The organism is Aquiflexum sp., from assembly GCF_041749095.1.
GTDB lineage: Bacteria > Bacteroidota > Bacteroidia > Cytophagales > Cyclobacteriaceae > Aquiflexum.
In genome coordinates this window covers 1-17,698 of sequence record NZ_JBGTCA010000362.1, presented here as the reverse complement: position 1 = coordinate 17,698, position 17,698 = coordinate 1, and the positions used below count along the sequence as shown (strand labels likewise).

The 17,698-nt window shown below is 35.4% G+C and carries 15 protein-coding genes; all 15 read right to left on the bottom strand.

The genetic code is table 11. From position 1 onward, the window contains the following. Positions 1 to 218: 218 nt before the first annotated feature. The 15 genes from ACEW8O_RS16500 to ACEW8O_RS16430 all read right to left on the bottom strand — a co-directional run bounded on the left by ACEW8O_RS16500 (position 219) and on the right by ACEW8O_RS16430 (position 17,409). Positions 219 to 821 carry an acetyltransferase gene (locus ACEW8O_RS16500; protein WP_373495726.1) on the bottom strand — a complete coding sequence of 201 codons (603 nt, stop codon included), beginning with the start codon at positions 819 to 821 and terminating at the stop codon, positions 219 to 221. A 22-nt stretch (positions 822 to 843) separates the two neighbouring features. Further along, entirely contained in the window at positions 844 to 1,458 is a 615-nt protein-coding gene (locus tag ACEW8O_RS16495) for a sugar transferase (RefSeq protein WP_373495725.1), read from the bottom strand. A gap of 7 nt (positions 1,459 to 1,465) precedes the next feature. Then, positions 1,466 to 2,596 (bottom strand): DegT/DnrJ/EryC1/StrS family aminotransferase, encoded by a 1,131-nt coding sequence (locus tag ACEW8O_RS16490; RefSeq protein ID WP_373495724.1) that lies wholly within the window; start codon positions 2,594 to 2,596, stop codon positions 1,466 to 1,468. Between the two features lie 153 nt (positions 2,597 to 2,749). Further along, entirely contained in the window at positions 2,750 to 3,904 is a 1,155-nt protein-coding gene (locus ACEW8O_RS16485; protein WP_373495723.1) for a glycosyltransferase family 4 protein, read from the bottom strand. Positions 3,905 to 4,073: 169 nt separating this feature from the next. Beyond that, positions 4,074 to 4,952, bottom strand: a complete 879-nt coding sequence (rfbA, locus tag ACEW8O_RS16480) for a glucose-1-phosphate thymidylyltransferase RfbA (RefSeq protein WP_373495722.1) — start codon at positions 4,950 to 4,952, stop codon at positions 4,074 to 4,076. 158 nt (positions 4,953 to 5,110) lie between these two features. Next, positions 5,111 to 6,205: a non-hydrolyzing UDP-N-acetylglucosamine 2-epimerase gene (wecB, locus tag ACEW8O_RS16475; RefSeq protein ID WP_373495721.1), complete on the bottom strand. Its 1,095-nt coding sequence runs from the start codon at positions 6,203 to 6,205 to the stop codon at positions 5,111 to 5,113. A gap of 9 nt (positions 6,206 to 6,214) precedes the next feature. Next, entirely contained in the window at positions 6,215 to 7,885 is a 1,671-nt protein-coding gene (locus ACEW8O_RS16470; protein WP_373495720.1) for a capsule assembly Wzi family protein, read from the bottom strand. 6 nt (positions 7,886 to 7,891) lie between these two features. Further along, positions 7,892 to 8,329 (bottom strand): hypothetical protein, encoded by a 438-nt coding sequence (locus tag ACEW8O_RS16465; RefSeq protein WP_373495719.1) that lies wholly within the window; start codon positions 8,327 to 8,329, stop codon positions 7,892 to 7,894. Between the two features lie 88 nt (positions 8,330 to 8,417). Then, positions 8,418 to 9,074 (bottom strand): sugar transferase, encoded by a 657-nt coding sequence (locus ACEW8O_RS16460; RefSeq protein WP_373495718.1) that lies wholly within the window; start codon positions 9,072 to 9,074, stop codon positions 8,418 to 8,420. Positions 9,075 to 9,077: 3 nt separating this feature from the next. Next, positions 9,078 to 10,277 carry a UDP-N-acetylglucosamine 4,6-dehydratase gene (locus ACEW8O_RS16455; protein ID WP_373495717.1) on the bottom strand — a complete coding sequence of 400 codons (1,200 nt, stop codon included), beginning with the start codon at positions 10,275 to 10,277 and terminating at the stop codon, positions 9,078 to 9,080. A gap of 20 nt (positions 10,278 to 10,297) precedes the next feature. Beyond that, the gene (locus tag ACEW8O_RS16450; RefSeq protein ID WP_373495716.1) at positions 10,298 to 11,224 is read right to left on the bottom strand and encodes an NAD-dependent epimerase/dehydratase family protein; all 927 of its coding nucleotides are present in this window, start codon (positions 11,222 to 11,224) and stop codon (positions 10,298 to 10,300) included. Positions 11,225 to 11,228: 4 nt separating this feature from the next. Further along, positions 11,229 to 12,128, bottom strand: a complete 900-nt coding sequence (locus ACEW8O_RS16445) for a glycosyltransferase family 4 protein (RefSeq protein ID WP_373495715.1) — start codon at positions 12,126 to 12,128, stop codon at positions 11,229 to 11,231. A gap of 299 nt (positions 12,129 to 12,427) precedes the next feature. Then, on the bottom strand, positions 12,428 to 14,020 hold the full coding sequence (locus ACEW8O_RS16440) for a heparinase II/III family protein (RefSeq protein WP_373495714.1): 1,593 nt from the start codon (positions 14,018 to 14,020) through the stop codon (positions 12,428 to 12,430). A gap of 158 nt (positions 14,021 to 14,178) precedes the next feature. After that, on the bottom strand, positions 14,179 to 16,302 hold the full coding sequence (locus tag ACEW8O_RS16435; RefSeq protein ID WP_373495713.1) for a bi-domain-containing oxidoreductase: 2,124 nt from the start codon (positions 16,300 to 16,302) through the stop codon (positions 14,179 to 14,181). Positions 16,303 to 16,311: 9 nt separating this feature from the next. After that, entirely contained in the window at positions 16,312 to 17,409 is a 1,098-nt protein-coding gene (locus tag ACEW8O_RS16430) for a Gfo/Idh/MocA family protein (RefSeq protein ID WP_373495712.1), read from the bottom strand. Positions 17,410 to 17,698 lie beyond the last annotated feature (289 nt).

The window sequence follows — 17,698 nt, the reverse complement described above, 5'->3', positions numbered from 1 at the left end:
AAGTTAAAACCGATAATGTAAAATAATGACAGGTAAAGGGGTGATAATTCACCAAATATATAATTGATTCTCAGAAAAACTAATAAAACATAAGACTAATTTGATCTGAATTTTTAACAAGCATTTTTGACAATACATACTACAAATAAAAGTTTGATAATCAAATTTAATTCAAAATATATTTCAACATTTGAATTAATTCAAGAATAAAATAGAAGTTAAATATAAATTCGGTCACCTATCCACTTGGCACTATTTGGAACATCTTTATGAACGATACTGCCCGCCCCAATAATACACCAACTGCCAATGGATACACCGGGAATAACCACTGACCCTGCTCCAACCAATGAACCCTCTCCCACTTTGATATTGCCACATAAGGTCGATCCGGGGCCAATGTGGACGAAGTCATCGATCTTACAATCATGGTCTATAGAGGCACCAGTGTTCACTATTACATGATTCCCGATTTCTGAATCTACCTTGATGATTGCTCCCTCCATTACTACTGTGCCCTCGCCTATTTTGATATAATTTGAAACAATGGCTGATTTATGAACTATTGTCCCATATTTGGTCTCAAAGGATAATGATTCTACTATTTTTTTTCTTGTTTTATTATCTCCAATAGCAATGTGAATCTTGCCCAAAACACCATTTATTTTGTTGGCAGGACAATGCACTTCAATCCCCAAGATTTCGCTGATTTCCGAATTATCATCATACACTCCGGCAATAATTGATCTGTCTTCCAGCAAATCAATAACTGCTTTGGCATGCCCCGACGCACCAATAATATGTAATTCTTCTTTTTCCATCAATAGAAAATAAAATCAAAACTCAACTTTCCCCATCGTTGCCTTTAAACTTTGGCATGGTTGGATGGCCCTGCCGGGTGATTCCCTCATGTGTGAGTATATTTTGAAAAGTCAATAATATGATTTTAAAATCCAGAAAAAAAGACATATTATCTACATACCACACATCCAATTCAAATCTTTTTTTCCAGTCTATAGCATTTCTGCCATTTACTTGGGCCCAACCTGTAATACCAGGTCTTACAGCGTGCCTTCTAGCCTGACTTTCAGAATATAGAACCATGTATTCTTCCAATAATGGTCTGGGACCAACCATACTCATTTCTCCCTTTATCACATTCCAAAGTTGGGGCAGCTCATCTAAAGAGGCTCTTCTTATTAGATTCCCAAAATTCGTCAGTCTATGCTCATCTTCCAACAAATCTCCCTTATCATCAACTGCTTCGGTCATTGTTTTGAATTTGATTAATTGGAAAACTTTCCCATTTAAACCCGGTCTTCGCTGAATAAAAAAAGGAATGCCATTGTTTGAAAAAATTAAAATAATGGCAACAATAATGAAAACCGGACTGGTCAAGACAATTAAAACCACACTTAAAACCAAATCCACCAACCTTTTCCCAAAAGATTTATACATGACAGCTTTATTTGTTCAGTAAATTTATGATTACATCCACCATTCTTTCCTGATCCAATAAAGATAAGTCTTCACTACTTGGCAGGCATAGGCCACTTTCAAAAAGATTCTCCGAAACTCCATTGCCATAAAACAGGCATTCTTTGAATGAAGGCTGGGTATGCAGTGGTTTCCAAAGATACCTGGATTCGATATTTTGGTTGAGCAAGGCAAGTCTAAGATCTTCGTTTGAAAATCCTGTCTTTTTATAATCTATCAAAATGGCCGATAGCCATCTATTTGAAAAACACCCATTCGGTTCATCCAAAAAAGTGATTCCTTCAATATTTGACAATAAGTTTTGGTAATGTTGATAGACAGACCTTCTTTTTTCGATTTTATAGTCAAGTTTTCCGATCTGGGCCAAACCAATGGCAGCAGACATATTGTTCATCCGGTAGTTGAATCCAACTTCATTATGCACATAATATTTATAATTTTCACGTGCCTGAATGGAATAATACTTTGCTTTTTCGACCATTTTCTGATTTGCGGAAAGTAAAGCACCACCACCTCCGGTCGTGATTATTTTATTGCCATTGAAAGAGAAAATTCCGAATTCCCCAAATGTTCCGCATGGTCTCCCATTCATAGACGAACCCATAGCCTCAGCTGCATCTTCAATAAGAGGAATATTAAAGTTTTTCGATATTTCGGTTAATTCATCATATTTAGCAGGCATTCCAAAAAGATCAACTGCGATAATTGCTTTAGGTTTTTTTCCCTTTGATATCCTGTCTTGTATGGCATTTGACAAATTTTCGGGACATATGTTCCAAGTGTTTACTTCACTATCTACAAATACAGGTGAGGCTCCTAAATAATTGATAGGGTTAGCAGTAGCGCAAAATGTCAAAGATTGACACATGACCTCATCTCCTTTGACAACTCCCAATAGTTTCAAAGCCAAATGTATGGCAGATGTACCTGAGTTCAGGACAGATGCATGAATGCCCTGGTACCTTTGTTGAATAGCTTCTTCAAATCCCTCAATAAAATCACCACTTGTTGCCAATTTTCCTATACTGATTGCATTCAGGATATTATCTTTTTCATTCTCATCAAAAACCGGTGTTGAAAGAGGTATAAATTTTGCCATTTTTTTTGCTTTGACTTCCTGGCAAAACTATGCTAAAGTTTAAAGAAAAAAAATGAGGAGAACTTTATATTCTTTGATGTTGGAAATAATGACACAAAAAAAAACTCCTGGATTTTCCGGAGTTTCTAAATTATTCAAATGCAAGAATGTGAATCAATTGTCACTCATTTTTACTTTTTCCAACACACTTCCCTGAATATCCGGCTTAGAGGTTGATTTTTTCTTAGTCCTTTTGGAAAGTATAGGAGGTGAGTTTTTATTGATTTTTTTAACCCTCTTCAACGTCATGGCGTCAAGCCTAAAGCCAAGAGCAACTGCACCCAATATGACGATAGGTAGCATAATGTAATCACTCAATCCGGCCCCAAGAAAAATCGACCCTATAAATAAACATTTTACAAACACCAATGAAAGTGTAACCTGATCATGCCTCATTCCCATTCTTAATAAAAAATGATGAACATGGCTTTTATCAGGAGTCATTGGAGATTTACCATTCATTGTTCTTTTTATAAAAATCCTTGTCGTGTCATAAATTGGAATGATCAACAAAGCTACGCCAGAGGCAATTGGTGCATTGAATTTCCAACCTTCAAATGATGCCATTGTTCCATTTTTATCTATAAACAGAACTGTAAGTACAGCAAGTGCAAAGCCTAAACTCAGTGACCCTGTATCTCCCATAAAGATTTTAGCGGGATGCCAGTTGTACACCAAGAATGATAAAACAGCTCCTACAAGAATAAGTGCAAATATTGCGTAACTCATCAATTCCGCTTCAAAAAACCACCATCCCAAAAACATGAATGTCACCAAACTGATTGAACCTGCCAATCCGTCCAATCCATCGATCAGATTAAATGAGTTGGTCAAAACCAAAATGGTAAAGAAGGATAAACCATAACTGATCCAAAGTGGAAGGTCATATATGCCCATAAAACCATAAAGACCCGTAAACCTGATGTCGGCCATTACAACCACCAAATAGGCTGCAATAAATTGACCGGCAAGTTTTTGAAGGGCACTCATATTGACCATATCATCTCTTAGGCCCACGAAGAACATCAATCCAAATGCAGCCAATAGAAATCTTATCTCCATGATATATTGGGCGTCCAACCAAGACAGAACCGCAATGAAGGTTGCGGTAACGAATGATATACCCCCCATTGAAGGGATGTATCCACTATGAATTTTCCGTCCCCCAGGCGAATCCATTAACTCCATTTTTCTTAGGACAAGGATTACTATAGGAGTGAGAAGAAAACCTATCAGGAAGGCGGTACTTACTGCAAGAAAAATGACCATAAAAATTTTTTTTGCTTCAAAGTTAGCGATAAGCTAATCTTATATCAAAATTTCATGAATTAAATTGATATTATCTATTTATTATTATCCAAAGTACATTTTGGATAACATGAAAATCAAATGAATTTTTACTATAAATGCTTTTTTTAAGTTTTTTCAAAAATCACCCCTATTTTGATTTGACTTTTTTCAATAAATATTCGCCATAATCATTTTTTCTAAGCTGATTAGCCAATTCCAAGAGCTTTTCACTATTGATGTAACCCATATCGAATGCTATCTCTTCCAGGCACGCAATTTTTAGACCCTGTCTTTTTTCAATGGTTTGGATAAAATTGGAAGCCTCTAACATGGACTCGTGGGTTCCTGTATCCAGCCATGCATATCCCCTTCCCATTAATTCTACTTTCAATTTTCCTAGATTGAGGTATTCTTGATTGACGGTTGTGATCTCAAGTTCGCCTCTTTTGCTGGGTTTTATATTTTTTGCAATATCCACAACTGAGTTCGGATAAAAATACAATCCAATCACGGCATAATTGCTTTTGGGATCAATTGGCTTTTCCTCAATACTTTTGACCATTCCTGAATCATCAAATTCCACCACCCCGTATCTTTGTGGATCTTGGACATAATATCCAAAAACACTGGCATTCCCCTCTAATTCAACTGAATCGAAAGACTTTTGAAGTAATTTGGTAAAACCGTGCCCATAAAAAATATTATCCCCAAGGACAAGGCAAACCGAATCACTGCCAATAAATCCTTCTCCAATAATAAATGCCTGAGCCAGTCCATCAGGACTCGGTTGTTCCGCATAGGAAATTTTCAATCCCAAATCGGAACCATCCCCAAAAAGCTTTTCAAAATTTGGGAGATCGTAGGGCGTACTGATAATTAATATTTCCCGAATACCTGCCAACATTAATACCGACAAAGGATAGTAAATCATCGGCTTATCATAAATCGCCAAAAGCTGCTTTGAGGTGCCTTTAGTGATGGGGTAAAGTCTTGTTCCGGAGCCTCCGGCTAGGATTATGCCTTTCATACGTTTTGGTTTATGTGTTTTCAATTAGATTTTGGTAGATATAGGGATATTAATTGATACTTTTTCGCGCCTGCGAATAATTTCTAAAGCCTAAATGGCTTTAAATATTTTTGAAATAAGTGGTATATCAACATTGATTTTTAGAAATAAACCTTAAATCAACTGTAAATTTCAATAATTCTATTCACAATCCTCTCCGCTGCTTTTCCATCCCATAGGGGTATTCCCTTGTATGTTTTCCAATCTCCTTTAAGCAATTTTTCCAGTGGGGCTTTTAGATTAGCGGGGTCAGTTCCTATCAACTCATTTGTACCAAGAGTTAATGTTTCGGGTCGTTCAGTATTATTTCTTAAGGTGATACAGGGGACATTCATGACAGAAGCCTCCTCCGTAATTCCTCCGGAGTCGGTGATTACCCCTAATGCGTTTTTCACCAGATAATTAAACTCTAAATAAGACAAAGGTTCTACCATCCTCAATCTTGGATGCTCTATTCCAATCTTCTCTAAATTTTTGGCAGTCCTAGGGTGAACAGGGAATATCACCGGGAGATTACCAGTTCCAGTCATAATAGCATCTATCAAAGCCTTAAGTTGATGCTCTCCATCCACATTAGCAGGTCTGTGCATGGTCATGACAATGTAGTTCTTTGGCTTGAGGTCATCAAACATCTCCCCGACCGGACTTTTAAATCTATCTTGATTGGAAAGAAGTGTATCAATCATGGTATTCCCCACAAAATGAATCCTATTCTCAGTCACTCCTACAGACTTTAAATGCTGGTTGGCAACTTCCGAGGTAGTAAAAAAATGATCTGTGATACTATCAGTAACAATTCGATTTACTTCTTCCGGCATACTAATATCTCCTGACCGGATGCCACCTTCTACATGTGCCACATCTATGACCAATTTCTTGGCAGCAATAGAACAGGCCAAAGTCGAAGTCACATCTCCAACCACAATCACCAAATCAGGCTTATTGGCCACAAGTTCTTTTTCAAAAGCCACCATAATCGCTGCGGTTTGTTCTGCCTGACTGCCGCCACCAGCTTCCAGATTGATGTCCGGTTCGGGAATATTCAATTGCTCAAAAAAATCACCTGACATTTTCTTGTCATAATGCTGACCGGTGTGGACCAGCCTGAAGTTTATTTTTATCCCCTTCTGCTTTCTTTCTTGAATTGCCCTTAGAATGGGGGCAATTTTCATAAAGTTTGGTCGGGCACCGGCGACGATGGTAAGGTTAATCATGGTAGAGTATTATTGAGAAATTAAATATATCAAGCTCATTTGGGAATACAATGATGTCAAATTTTTCCCCCTTGGATAGTTTTCCGTACTATAATCAAGCAATTGCCACTGATAATTCCTGCTATTGATAAATTGAACTTTCGAACTTATCAGGAAATTTTTCCACCGATGGTCAAAAAGAAAACCTAAACCTAAGTCAATCCATGGCCTATGCTCAGAATTTTGTAATTGAGCTCTATAATAAAAATCCTGATGATTTTCCAGTCTTTCAAGCAATAAACCGAACTTATTGAAATTTTGAACTATGGCCATTTCAAAAGTTTGTACATTAGATCCTATTCCAATTCCAACCCCCAAAGGCTGCCCTAAATTAGCAAACCCTCTTGTTGGGGAATGTGTGTGCCACGTTATTCCCCCAGTTAAACCAGGGTACCGAATATATCTATTAATCGATTCTTGTTGATGGGTAACTTCACCCCTTACCTGAAAATACCGATTTTCACCCTCTATAGGAAAGAGTTTTTTAAACCCCATCAAATAAGCCCTTGCATGTTCGGGGTTCAATATAAACTCTCTCCAATTTAAAGCATGATCTCTTCTTCCAAATTCACCATAAAATTCAAAGTTACTTTTTGGTACAATCCATCTAAAATAAACACTGATTTGTTGATCTGCCCCATCACTATCGAATGCAACCGAGTTTCCATCTACAAAAAACTGTTCTTTAGTAACACCTGTAAAAACCGGAAAATAATCCCTGAAAGAATTTCCCATTTTTTCTCTGTAAACTTGGAAGGTTCTCGCAAAACCAAGAAAAATATTTGGTGTCCATATGGGATTATAGGAAATCGTAATAGCATTTACATATTTCCAATCTCCACTAAAATCCCTGAAAAACCGGCTGTTCAAATCCGGATCCTGGGTTGGCGCAAAACCTGATTCATCTATTCTCCCACTTAATATTTGGCCTTCAAAGTTTCCTAAAAAAGTCTTTGCCGGCTTTATGGTATTCAATGTAAAATGTGCAAATCCCTGTGCATTATTGGAAAAAGTAAGCGCATTCCATTGGCCCGGACCCCACCAAATATTTTGTGTTGCCAATCCTGCTTCAAATGCTCCAAATTTCCCGGTTATTTTCGATTGACCCCACCAAATACTGCTATAAACGGATTCTCCATATCTTTCAGGATAATCTCCATGGTTCCAATATATAAATCTTGCCTTGATTTCTGAATCAGTAAAATCTGGACTAAATCCAAAATAAAATTGGTTGTGGGCTACAACAATTTCTGGCTGGAACTGCAAAGATAAAAATTTCCATTCTGTGTAAATTCCTCCACTCAAATATTGCTGAAGACCTACATTGGGAATCATCCCATAATCTCCCCAACCATAGGGCCTGTTAGTATTGAATCGCGATGTACTTAAAATTGGAAGAAATTTTAGAGATAAAACATCTTTAGAATTAGAGAAATCCCCCTCGTAAACTTGAGTATTTAAACTATCAAATTGAAGGGGTTTAAAAAGGAATGAAGATTTGTTTGAGCTATCAATATCTATCAACTGCTTTCTTCTTAAGTATTCTTCAAATATTGGGAAATTTGCTGGAAGTGATTGGGCTACGGAGGGCAGTTGAATGCCTAAAATTAATGCAAGAAACAAAAGTGAAAAATTTTTCATTTGATTTTAAAGTTTATCCCAATTCAGCCAATTTTCACTGTCATATTTAAAATTGTCATTCTTTGCCTCAACCAAAGATAAATCTGAAAAAACCAAAACTCTGGAATTAGATTTAAGAGCTTTTATTCCATTCGCATAACCTTTAGGTATATGCAGTACAACATTTTCAGATGCTTGAATAACCTTATAATCGGAATGTAAATAACTAGATGGGTTTTCGAAATCATCAATTTCAACCCAAGCAATCGCAAATGAGCCTTCTATAACATAAAACCATTTATTTTCTATTTTATGGCCTTGCCAAGCCTTAACAATTCCAGAATTGGGATGTATTATTGAATATAATCTTTTGATTGGTAGCAAAGAGAATTCATTGAAGGCTATAAGAATACCTTTTTGATTTTGAAAGATTTCACTGTTTACAACTTTAGGTTTTGTATCCATTCTTTTTAACCAAATGCTTTATCTAAATAAAATTTAGCAATTAATTTTGAAGATCTCCCATTACTATAATCAAATAAATATCAATAATTTATGCTAATTCACGTTTAGGCAAATCTTTGAATAATTGCTCATAAATTTTTGACTTAGGAAAAAATATTACCCAAATAGTCAGAAATATCAATAGCATATCCAACCCAAAACTTTGATGTTTTTTGTACCAAACTTCAAGTTCACCTTTATAAGGTGCAATATCTTCTTCATAGCATTGAAGATGTGGCTTTGGAGAATTAGCCAATATACTTTCTTCATCCCTAAAAACGATTGAACCGATTCCTGTCAATCCCGGTTTTAAGACTTTAATTTCACTTTGTATTATCTCAGGATAAAACCCGAAGGTCTTAGGGGTCAAGGGTCTGGGGCCCACTACACTAATATCCCCTCGAAAAATATTCAATAATTGGGGCAATTCGTTTATTTTAGTCTTCCTTAACACCCTTCCAACAGGTAGAACCCTAGGGTCTTTTCCCATTGTCACATCACCACCAGGTAAGTTCGGACTGTTTTCCAACATGGTGGCAAACTTCAGCAAACCAAAGGGCTTGCCGTTTTTCCCAATTCTTTGCTGGACATAAAAAATTTTGCCTTCTCCGGTAAGTTTTAATAAAACCATTAAAGGAATCAACAGGGGAGAAATGAGCAAAATCAGTACTCCGGAAGAAATAATATCAAATACACGCTTTAACATCCATTACATTTTTTTATCCAAACTTATCCCGGTTTCAATATGCTGAAATTCGGGGATATATTTTTTGAGCCAAGATACAATCTGACTTTTTTCAAGTTTGGGGTTTTCCAAAAGGTCATATAATTCCTTAAATATTACATCAAACTGTTCTGTTTTATAAGTTGGAGATTTTGATAGAACGCCCAAGGCATTGAATTTCCCTAGATCAAAATCTTCATCATCTGTATAAAACTCCTCAAACATTTTTTCTCCAGAGGTATTCGTTTCAAAAACATATACCGGATATTTACCTTCTTTGATTAAGCTTATATTTTTTCTTGCATCTGAATCTGAGTTAAAAATAACCGGTTCATATCCCAAATGCTTTAACAATACCGGGAAAATATCTGCAAACTTGATCAAGTCTTTCTCCATATCCAATTTGGGAAAGAAGATCTCTCTGTTCTTGCCCAATATACATGCCATCAAACAAATCTCTCCTGATTCCTGAGGTGAGACAAAAAATCTTTTGACGTCACTCGGACAAGAAAGAGGCTGTTCCTTTTCAATTCGTTTTAAAAAGCCTTCTAATAGGGATCCGTTGGAAAATGCAACGTTGGCAAATCGAGCAGTTGAAACTTTAATTTTGTCTCCGTAAGACAAAATGAGCTCTTCCATCATTTTCTTACTTGCCCCCATGATATTTACCGGGTTTGCAGCTTTATCGGTAGATACACAAAAGAAATGCTTCGGAGGATATTCAACAAGTAAATCCAATAAGCCTTTTGCTTTGACCAGATTATTTTCAATCAAAGCTTCAATAGAATAGATGTCTTTTTCACTCCTTACATGCTTATGGGCTGCAAAATTGGCTACAATATCAAACGGGCCATGGGCTATAAACAATTTCCTAAATGCAGGACTATCAAAGGAAAGAGGGTATGTCATAAAATCTTCCGGAATATATTGTCCTTCAACACTTCTCAAATCACGAACAAGCTCTGTAAGTCCATTTTCATTAATATCAACAACCACAAGCTTTGCCGGCTTGAACTTTAAAGCTGCTTTGATAAAGGAAGATCCAATTGTTCCTGCCCCCCCTATTACAATAAGACTCTTATTGTATATGTTCTCTTTGAGATGCTTTTCATTTACTTCCAAATCTCTCGCAAAAAGACTTCTATTTCGCTTGAGGTAGCTTAAAACAAATTGATCAATGTTCATGAATTTATATTTGGCTTTGGCTAATTGTTTTTAAAAGATTTAAAGGTTTTAAGGAGACCAACTTTACCTGAAATCGGTAGCTGGGAATGAAGTGCATTTTTCAATTTATCATTGCTTACAACAAAGTTTTCTGTGAGTTTACCCAGACGTTCAGAATTCAATGGTAAATAGATCATATCCCCCAGTTTCCCTATCAAATTTATACAAACTCTTGGAACTTTTATCAACATAGTTTCCTTGTTCAGACTTTCACCCATTAACTTAATTACCTCATTTGTTGAAAAAACCTCATCATCAGCTACATTGTAAACTCCCGAAGGGACTTTTGAAGTTAATAATTTCTCAATTACAAAAATTAAATTGTCTATGCTTAAAAAAGACCTTTTATTTTCAAATGCTGCCAATGGATATGGCACTCCTTTATTCGCAAGGGTGAATAACAAATTTAAATTACCCTTATTTCCAGGACCGTGAATCATGCATGGCCTCAAAATATAGACATTTTTGTTACTAGGTAAATTATCCATGATATACTTCTCAGCCATCATTTTTGATTTGCCGTAGGCTGTGGTTGGATTATATGCTTCATCTTCAAACAGTATACCATTTACAGCATCAGTAACTGCTTTTACCGAACTCATAAAAATGAAACATTTACAACAATCTTCGGATAAAAATTTATCATAAAGCTTCTTTGTAAGTGAATAATTTGCGTCAAAATATTCCTTTTCAACAGACACTTTTTTTAAATCATGAGCCTTCCCTGCTAAATGTACAATTCCATAATCCTCACTATTTTCAGTTAAAAAATAATCTTCATAAGAAATACAGTTATCATTCCCCGCCGGACTTCTTGATATCCCAATGAAATCAAATTTGTTTTTCAGGCTTCGAAATAGATTTAAACCAACGAATCCACTGATACCTGTTACATAGATTACTTTCATTATATTAATGAATCAAATTTAAAATAGATATTGCCATATTGGTATTGATGTTTTCTCTATTGAAATTTCTTATAAAAGCTGTCCTGTTCACTGCCTCTTTTACACCATTTTCATTTGTCAATAATTTATTGGTTAATTCTATCGCATTACCTGGTTCAAAAAGAATTGAGTCTGATAAATTTTCCTCGACAAAAGCCCTTGCATAACCATTCACTCCTACCAATAAAGGTTTTTTAAACATTGCCAATTCAAAAATTTTTGAAGGCAAAACTTTTTTGAAGGCATCATAATCATTTAAATGTATCAATAGATAGTCCGAATCGTGATATTTTTTTATCAATTCCTCTCTATTCATTGGAGGAATTATGAATACATTATCAACACCTTCTTCTTCAATTTTATCTAAAAGTAATTGCTTAGCACCACCATCACCTATCAATTGAAACTCATATCCCTTTCCTAGAATTTTAGCTGATCGGGGAACAATTTTATGAAGACCTTGTCCTTCACCAAAATTCCCTGCATATACTATTTTTTTTGTATCAGATTTCTTTTTAATACTTTTAGTATGCTCATATTCCTTTATAAATACTTCATCAATACCATTTGTGAAATAAGTATAGCTTGGGTTCTTGTACCTTTCAAAATATGCTTTAAAGCCTCCACTGATCAAATTGATATGCGTGGCGTTGGAAAAAGTCTGTTTTTCAATTCTATTTAGAATTGGAATTGCAAGTGCTTTTAATGGCTTATTTTTGACAACATCTTTGATGGTGTCCACAAAAATGTCTCTGACGTCCAAATAAAGTGGTACTTTAAATTTTTTGGCTAAAGTATGGCCCAAATAAGCCGTAAATAGCCTACTGGAGGAGGCATAAACCAAATTATAATTTTCATTTTTCACTTCTTTGTTTACAGTATCGAAGTAGGTTTTAAAACTGAAAATCTGATCCATAAAACCACTTTGGTGTTTTGGGATTTTGACTCTACGTACTTTAACATTATCAAATACTTCTATTTCCGGCGCTTCTTCGCTGAAAGTGCTATATCTATTAGGTAATGTTGTAAATACATCTATATCAATGTCTTTAATCTTGCCTAGACGGGCCAATTCATATAATAAAGGGGAATTCCTAAAGGAACCTGCACATAGATCGGGTTTAAAATAAAAGGTTAAAAACAAAATTTTTTTCCTTTCCATAATTATGGTAATGATTTGAAGGTGGTGATTAATTCATTTGTTTTTAAAGTGACCCTTAAAGCCTTCGCATTAATAGAATTGTTAAAGCCACTGTTAAAGAAATAGGAAATTTCTTCAACATTGACAACCGAATTGAATTTTAATTGCAAACTTCCATTAATGATGAATGAAGATGCTGAATCTAAGAACAAATCAACTGTGGGGTGAAAATGCAATATTATTTGTGATTCTTCTAATTTATGTTTTTTACTTAAAACTGTATCAATAAAAGTTAATTCATTTGGTAAAAATCTTAGTTCTCTTTGAACCTCAATACCTTTTTTCCCATATCCATTATGTGTAGCAACTAATTGATTATTCTTATCAGTAATTATCTTACAATTCAATTTTCTCCCCACTCTAAAACCAGACCAAACTTCGGAAGAATTAGCTCCATTAATAGATACAGTATTGTGGGCAGGAGTACTTCTCTCATAGTTTCTTCTTTCGGAGATGTTATAGGTAGATATTCCATGGTCAACAATGATTGGTTGATTGTTGTGATTCAAGCAAAAGGTAAATGTATCAGCATGAGCATGTCCCGGTTGATACCTTGGGGAAATACCATGAACATCAATGACTAATTCAAAGTTATCATTTTGAAATTTTCTAAAACCGGATTCATTTAAATTATGGTTAAATTCTTCTTTTAAACCTAATTTCTCAGCGATTTTGAAAAGTTGCCATGATGTGAGTGCTATACCATCAGTAGAATCATTAAAGTGAGGTATAGACCCATTTATAAAAGTGATAGTTTTAAGCCAAGAAAGCATTTTAATGGCTTTCTCTTTTACAAAGGAGTATAGAATAGAATCAGGGCTTACGTAAGTAAGTAGCTCAAGTACTCTAAAAAAAATAATTTGATGATACATCGGACTCAATTCAAAATGTGCCCCGTCCTTCAAAATCTGTTCATTCAGTTCATTTCTTAATAACTTCTCCCCTAATTTGATCCACTGATCTTCCTTGAAAAAAGATCCCGCCATATAAACGGCAAATGCATTTTCTAAAAGGTGATTAGCCAAAAGATGGTATTCCAGGCGTTTTGTTAAAAAATTAGCTTCGGCTTTAATGTATGGTGCCAAATTATTGTCTTCATAAGCAGATAAAAACCTGATGCCGTTCATAATTCTTAAGGAAACCGGATATGGTTCTAAAATTAAGCTGCCTTTCCAAAGGTTTTTGTAAATTGAATTGGCCAATTCTTTTCGTTGTTGAACACCCAGTGATTTTTGCTTTAGCCAATCCATATATTGAAGATTGTAGTTCCAAAGCTTTCCATGCACCCCAAAATTCCAGTCTATTTCACCAATGAAAGTATTTGAGAGATTTAAAAATTGAAAAATATAGGTATTATCTTCAATTTTTACCATGTCATCAACTTTCCCTAACTCCAAAAAAGATAAAGGTTTATAATGCACAGAATTATTTAGAGCATAAGCCCGTAATGGTTTTGGCTTAATTAGTCTATATTTTAACTGATAAGCCACCTGAATCGGTTTCAGGTGGCTTACAGTGCGGATAATTTTACCTAGATTTTTAAACTTCTGTATCAATTGGTTTGCTTTTGCATAAAACTTCTAATATTCTTTTTTGGAAAACCAGGCATATACTGAGTAAGGTTTAGATCGTGATATTGCTAATAGAAAACATTAGTTAGCAACTCCAAACTTTCTCATCCTTTCATTTGCCAAGCAGTTGAAGAATGAAAAAATCATTCTAACATCACCCAAGCACCCGTTTTTAAACTTTCAATTGCGGCAAAGCTAGCTTTAGTGGTATTCACCAATTCGTCCATTGGAATAATTTGATCACCTCCTTTTTGGATAGATTCTATCAATAAATTGAACTGATTTTGATGACCTTTATCTTGACCTGATGAAGCAGAACTGAAGGTTTTAAACCCAAAACCTTTTAGGTTTCTCCAATTATCCATGATTAGGGTACGTTCTTGGTGAAAAACCTCTACCCTTTCCTTTGAATAAGCCTTAGAACCATTTGCGAAATAGTTGATAACAGCATTCGTTCCGTTTTCATACTTGAGCATGATACTGGCATTGTCCGTATTTTCCTCAGGCTGGGTGCCCATGGCATTCATACATACTGCCTTTACTTTTGACCCAGTCAAATAGGTAATTAAATCAATATAGTGACAAGCCTCCCCGATTATTCTACCCCCTCCTACTTCCATATCATGTACCCAAACATTAGCCGGAATAAAACCTGCATTCATTGTAGCTATAATATTCATTGGGGTATTACCTGAACCCAATGCCTTTTTCATCTTCAAAGCCAAAGGGGCAAAACGTCTATTAAATCCAACCGAAACGGTCTTTCCAGATTCCAAATAGGCTTTGAGAACCTGATCCAATTCATCCTGATTCAGTGCCAAAGGTTTTTCCACAAAAACATGTTTTCCGGAATTCAATGCCTCTGCAACCATTTTGGCGTGGGCATTATGCCTGGTTGTCACCATTACCAAATCCACATCATGATCTTTTAGAATCAAAGAATTATCCGTAGTGGATTGTGCAATGTTGAATTTCTTGGCCAATGTGGTCCCTGACAATCCGCCTGAACTTGAGATAAACTTCAAATGAGCAGGTGTTTTTTTCAGACAAGGTAAAATCATCGCAGAAGTAAAATTTCCTGCTCCTATGATCCCTACTGTACCTTTTCCTGGTGTAAATTTATTAGATCCTATTACAACTGATCGGTTTGGTTCACCTGACTTTTCGGGATATACCAATATTGAAGCAATAGACTTACTTCCGGCCATATCCCCATATATTTGAATATATTCTTCCAAAGGCACTCTCTCAGTGATTAAAGGCTCGACTTGGATAACCTTCGCAGATATAGCTTGAAGTACGGCTTCAAAATTCCGCTTCTCAGTCCAACGAACAAATCCTAAAGGGTAGTCTTGACCTTTTTGTTCATAAGCTTCATCATATCGACCTGGTCCATAAGAACATGAAACCTGGAATGTCAGCTCCTTTTCAAAAAAGTCAGCTCTTGAAATATCTAAACCGATCACTCCGACTAGGATTATACGTCCGCGCTTGCGGGACATTTTGGCAGATTGAGAAATTATTTCATTGCTCTTATTTGAGGCAGTAATAATGACCGCATCAGCACCTACAGCTTGAGTAGCATTATTTACATATGCCACTTGATCAACACCTTCTCCAGGATTAACTGCATCAATTCCAAATGTCTTGGCAAGTTCAATTTTAGAAGCATCATAGTCAAAACCAATTACCTGACAACCATTCGCTTTTAGTAATTGCGCCGTAATCAAACCAATCAGACCTAAACCTACGACTACGATTGTTTCTCCAAAAGTAGGATTTGCCAAACGGATTCCCTGAAGTCCTATAGCTCCTATTACTGTAAATGCGGCTTCTTCATCTGAAATGTTATCGGGGATTTTGGCTACAAGGTTCTTAGGAACCGAAACATATTCTGCATGGTGGCCATTGGATGCCACCCTATCTCCTACTGCAAATTCCTCAACGCCTTTTCCTACGGCAATCACCTTCCCTACATTACAGTAACCCAATGGCAATGGCTGTCCTAACTTATTAAATACTGCATTGACGGTAGGCTGTAACCCATCGGTTTTTACCTTATTGATAACCTCAATAACCTTATCGGGTTGCTGCCTGGCCTTCTGCAAAAAATTAGCTTTTCCGAATTCGACCAACATCCGTTCTGTTCCCAATGAAACCAAACTTCGAGTCGTTTGAATAAGTACCTGTCCAGGTTTTACCAGAGGAGCAGGTACCTCTTCTAAAATTGTATCCCCGTTTTTTATATTTTGTATGATTTGTTTCATTTATTATTTTCAAGTTAACTGAACTTCTTTTTCTTTCTCTCCATTTCTAACCATGTCGGTGATATTTAACATAAGTTCAGTGGAAGCAAAAACTTCAGATAAGTCCCTTTTATTTTTTTCGAAAGGCTGCATAACTGAAACTTTGTGTCCAACATCCTTAATCCAATACTTCTTATTATATTTTTTTTCTTCATCCCAAACTACCAAATTTCTAAAATCATCAATCTTAGCAATTATTGTATCATATTGAAAATTAATTGTTTCATTAATTCCTTCAAATGGTTCAGATCGAGCCGTAATTGTTATCGAAGTCAAATCACCCTCTGGAGTAGATATTGATATACAAATGTTATCATCCGGCTCTTTAATGTTTGAATATGCAATTTGTATTGTAAATTTCTTAGGTATGTAACCTCTCCAATTATAAATATGAATCATTAAATCAAGCCAATGTCCAACATTCCCACAAATTCTCGTTCCTTCTTTAGGATTTCTATACCAATGGTGAGGGGGTATATCATGAGCAGTAACAAAACAGTTTAAAGAAAACTTACCATTTAAGAAGTTCTTGATATTGAATAGTTTTTTGATTTGAATAACAGCCTGTGAAAAAGGTCTGTTATATCCTGCATAAAAACTTCCTGAACTAAGACCTATAGCAATTTTAAGGGCGTTAAATTGATCAAAGTTAACAGAAATGGGTTTTTCACAGTAAACGTCTATATTTTTGTTCAAAAATTGAATAGCGTAATCTGTATGTGAAGCATGATTTGAGGCAATATAAACTAGTTTTAAATCAGATACATTAAAGCAGTCTTCTATGTCTTTTAATACAATTGGAATACTGTAGTATTTTGCTAATGATTTTGAATTGAAATAGTCAATGTCAAAACAAAACGAAAACCTGTTGGTAAAACTTCTGGACAAAAAATAAGCGATAGTTGAAAATTGAAACTGACCACAGCCAATAAGTCCAATAGAAGGACTTTTTCCAAAATAAAAAGGGCCCAAAAAAGTTAAACTTCGATTCCTTCCTACTACCTTATTCAGAGTTCTTGCTATGCCATATATTGTAAAATACCGATAAACTTTTTTTATTTTATTCATAACAAAATCTCTTGGATCATTATTAAATAAGATTCACTTGCAGCTTAATTCCAAAGGAACCCAAGTATTTTAGGTGTGTTAAATGTATTGGGAAAAATTTCCTAAATCTTAAAAATCCACAAATTGATACTTCTTTTCTTAGTATTATATTAGTGTCGTCCGACTAATTTTAAAATTAGCCAATAATCTTCATTTTTTACATTTTTAAGCTGTTTCAACTGGAATTTTGGAATGTACCCCCATTATTATTCCCGAACAGGTCTAATTGTACATTTTCAAGATTGTCCAG